Genomic DNA, 3,951 nt, shown 5'->3' with positions numbered 1-3,951 from the left:
TAGGTGCAAACATGCGAAAGCTAATGCAAATATGCTTTGGCGTTGTAAAAAATCAAACCGAATATCAGCCTCAAGTTACTTAAACTTCAACTTGAAGCTGGTTGTGAGAGATGGTATCTACAAGAATGCGCGCGAAATAAATTTCACGCCTACATCAAACGTGGGAACGGCTTTAGCCGTGAATAAAGTAAAGCTGTTCGGCGTTAAAGCGACCCTACACCGTAGGCGCCACGCTTGCTTGGCGCGTCTTATATGCAACGCCATTCCATCAACCTATGTCTGACCTACAAACAACACTGCTCGGCTCAAAACTGACAGCTGAAAGCTGACAGCTCCCTCACAAGTCATTATTCCTCTCACTCGGGATATCACTGAAATACTCTACAAACTCAACTTCAAACCCTGCGGGGTCGATGAAGTATACATTTTTACGGTAAGGGTTTTCTGGGCCGTGTTTATCAATTTCATAACCAGCCGAAACCAGGCGCTCAACTACGGCATTAATATCGTTTGTCACATAAGCAAAATGAGCAAGGCCTACTTGGTGGCCGGCTAAATCACGGTTTTCAGCTTCACCGTTATCGCTTAATGCAAGATATTGGTAATCATCACCAAAGTGCAGCCACTTGCGCGGTTTGCCCGACCATTTGCTATCGCCTTGACTACGCACACGCCAGTGCGGGAATGCCGCTTTATAAAAGTGCAGCATGGCATCAACATTACTAACAACAAGGTTTACGTGTTCTAAATACATGGTAGTTTTCCTTTTTATTTTTAAACTGCCACCAAGATAAAACCTCAAGTTAAGTTTAGGTAAAGCGTTTTTTCAAATAAAAAAGCCCCACAAACGTGAGGCTTCAAAAATTGAGTAGTTATTGATGAATCAGCTACCAGCAACCTGCATTTGTTCTATCAATACAGAGCCTGTTTGAATACCACCACGACGCTCGATATCGCCACCTAAGCCCACAACGGCTTTAAACATATCTTTTAAGTTACCAGCAATTGTGATTTCACTGACTGGGTATTGGATTTCACCATTCTCAACCCAGAAGCCCGCTGCACCACGTGAGTAATCGCCCGTTACCGTATTCACACCTTGGCCCATAAGTTCCGTTACTAATAAGCCTGTGCCCATGGTTTTTAAAAGTGCTTTTAAATCGGCATGGGTTTGTTCAACTAGCCAGTTATGAATACCACCAGCATGACCCGTTGGTGCCATAGACAGTTTGCGTGCTGCATAGCTTGCTAATAGGTAAGTTTGCAGCTCACCGCCTTGAATAATTTCACGGTCTACAGTTTTTAAACCTTCAGCATCAAACGGTGAAGACGCTAAACCTTTTAATAAATGCGGGCGCTCAGAGATATTCACACAATCGCTAAATACTTTAGTGCCTAAGCTATCAAGCAAGAAGCTCGATTTACGATAAAGCGCGCCGCCACCAATCGCCGACACTAAATGGCCGAATAATGAGTTAGCAATATCTGCTCTAAAGATCACAGGCACTTTCATAGTACCGAGCTTTTGGCTGTTAAGTTTAGCCAAGGTTTCGGTTGCCGCTTCGAGGCCTACTTTTGCAGCGTCATTTAAATCATCTTTATGACGTGCGATGGTATAAGCTGAGTCGCGCTGCATTTGCTCGCCTTCTTTACCAATCACCATCGTACTAATGCTATGACGCGTACGCGGGTAACCTGCAATCATGCCATGGCTGTTACCATAAACACGTAAACCTTGGTGAGAAGAAAAACTCGCACCGTCTGAATTTACAATGCGCTCATCGGCGTTCAACGCCGCTTGCTCTGCTTGATGACAAAATTCCACACCTTGCTCAGGGCTTACTTCCCACGGGTGGTATAAATCTAAATCTTGCGGTGCAAATTCAAGTAACTCTTTATCAGCGATACCATTAAATGGGTCGTCAGAGGTGAACTTTGCAATATCAATGGCTTTTTCGACCACTGTACGTAATGTTTTCGGGTTTAAATCGGCTGTTGAAGCAGAGCCTTTGTTGTTACCCACATAAACACTGATACCTAAGCCACCGTCTTGGTTAAACTCTATTGTTTCAACTTCGCCCATGTGCGTGCTGACAGACAAACCTGACGTGCTCGACATCGCCGCTTCAGCCGCAGTAGCACCCAATTTTTTTGCATGCTCCAGTACTTCGCTTACTGCGTCTTTCACTTCAGAAATGTGTTGATAAATAGGATCTTTCATCTTGTGTGTCCTAGGTTCTGATATTTTTTATAGTGTAACGAATGCTAACACACTGCGAGACCTGCATCAGCTAATATTAATCATTAACTAAATGACGTATAATAGCGAATAGTTAAGTTTACTGAATGAGCATCCTTATGGCGAAGAAGAAAAAGCCACTTATCGAAGAAGAAATTATTTACGTATCAAAAAGCGAATTAAAACGTGAAGCCATGCAATATCATGGTCTGGGTGCTGAAATTGCAAAAATGCCGAAAAAGCAACGCGATCGTTTACCGCTTAATCATGATTTAAAAGAAGCCCTTGTCGTTTCTGATAAAGTAAGTGACAAAAGCGATGCTTACCGTCGTAACTTAAACTACATCGCAAAAGTTTTACGTACCACAGAAAACGTTGATGAAATCCAAGCGATAATCGACATCATGCTTAATAAAAACAATCAAGCCGATGTTTTGATGAACAAAATCGAAACCCTGCGTGATGATTTAATTAAACAAGGTGACGACCTGATCAATTCAACAATCGATCAATACCCGTCTCTTGAGCGCCAAAAAATGCGCCAATTAGTGCGCAGCGCCGCAAAAGAAGTGAAAGCAGAAAAGCCAGCCAAAGCTTACAAAGAGTTATTCCAGTATCTAAAAGATGCGATTATGCTTTGATTTGTATACAGAAAGCCGCTTAATGAAAATTTTGCGGCTTTTTAATAAACATTTCGGTGTTAAAACACCTCCTACAACCCCGTAGGAACGGCTTTAGCCGTGAACATCACGTACAATAATCACCTAAATATTTCGGCGTTAAAACACCTCCTACAACCCCGTAGGAACGGCTTTAGCCGTGAGCATCACGTACAAAAATCACCTGAATATTTCGGCGTTAAAACGCCTCCTACAACCTCGTAGGAACGGCTTTAGCCGTGAATATCGCGCACAACAATTATCTATAATTTCGGCGTTAAAACGCCTCCTACAACCTCGTAGGAACGGCTTTAGCCGTGAATATCACGCACAACAATCATCTACCATTACGGTCTAAAAACCCACCTACAACCTCGTAGGAACGGCTTTATCCGTGAAGAACTTACCTATAAATAGATACAATCCCAAAAAGGGTAATCACGCACACTTTTAACAATTCCAGCCCTCAATGGGTTTGCGATGATGTACCTCGATACTCCAAGTAAATGTTCTTCGTTCCTTATTAAGGAATCATAATATCCTGGCTGCCAAATTTTTCGTTTAGAGCATGTTGCCTTGTTTATGAGATATGAACTCTTCCCTTTAACCTCTTGAATCAACCGAGCTAAAGGTACTTTATCTTGTAATTGAAATAACCAGTGTAGGTGATCAGGCATTACCACAAAACAGATAGTTTTAGCTTTAATTTCTTCTATAGCCCTTAGGGTGTTAATTAAAACTCGTGCATTATTAAAGTCAGAGAAATAACAGTTTCTATCAAGCGTTGATGTGGTAACAGAGTAATAATGAAATGGGATTGATACCCTATGCTTTCTTAGATTTTGATAATGTGCGGTCATCCATAACCCTCCATTTATTATTTTAAATCTAGACAAAGACGTATAAGAATCAAGTTAAACCCTCGTATGAACCGCTTTAGCTGGGAAAAAGATAAACATGTTCGGCGTTAAAACGCCTCCTACAACCCCGTAGGAACGGCTTTAGCCGTGAATATCGCGCACAACAATTATCTATAATTTCGGCGTTAAAACG

4 protein-coding genes are annotated in these 3,951 nt (G+C 41.9%); 1 reads left to right on the top strand and 3 read right to left on the bottom strand.

Annotated features, from left to right (window positions below):
- Window positions 1–337: 337 nt before the first annotated feature.
- Both ISP07_RS20350 and pmbA read right to left on the bottom strand, forming a co-directional pair.
- Window positions 338–754, bottom strand: a complete 417-nt coding sequence (locus ISP07_RS20350) for a VOC family protein (protein ID WP_054563313.1) — start codon at window positions 752–754, stop codon at window positions 338–340.
- 129 nt (window positions 755–883) lie between these two features.
- A complete protein-coding gene (gene pmbA / locus ISP07_RS20345) occupies window positions 884–2,221 on the bottom strand; it encodes a metalloprotease PmbA (RefSeq protein ID WP_209328711.1) in 1,338 nt (445 codons plus the stop codon).
- A gap of 137 nt (window positions 2,222–2,358) precedes the next feature.
- Here pmbA and yjgA point away from each other — a divergent pair, with 137 nt between their 5' ends.
- Window positions 2,359–2,880: a ribosome biogenesis factor YjgA gene (gene yjgA, locus ISP07_RS20340; protein WP_209328710.1), complete on the top strand. Its 522-nt coding sequence runs from the start codon at window positions 2,359–2,361 to the stop codon at window positions 2,878–2,880.
- A gap of 425 nt (window positions 2,881–3,305) precedes the next feature.
- On the opposite strand, the gene ISP07_RS20335 is transcribed toward yjgA, so the two are convergent.
- Window positions 3,306–3,758 (bottom strand): REP-associated tyrosine transposase, encoded by a 453-nt coding sequence (locus tag ISP07_RS20335; protein WP_209328709.1) that lies wholly within the window; start codon window positions 3,756–3,758, stop codon window positions 3,306–3,308.
- Window positions 3,759–3,951 lie beyond the last annotated feature (193 nt).

It is taken from the genome of Pseudoalteromonas sp. PA2MD11 (assembly GCF_017808125.1).
Classification (GTDB): Bacteria; Pseudomonadota; Gammaproteobacteria; order Enterobacterales; family Alteromonadaceae; genus Pseudoalteromonas; species Pseudoalteromonas simplex.
The sequence above is the reverse complement of the archived record's forward strand: the minus strand, read 5'-3'. Positions and strand labels throughout refer to the sequence as shown.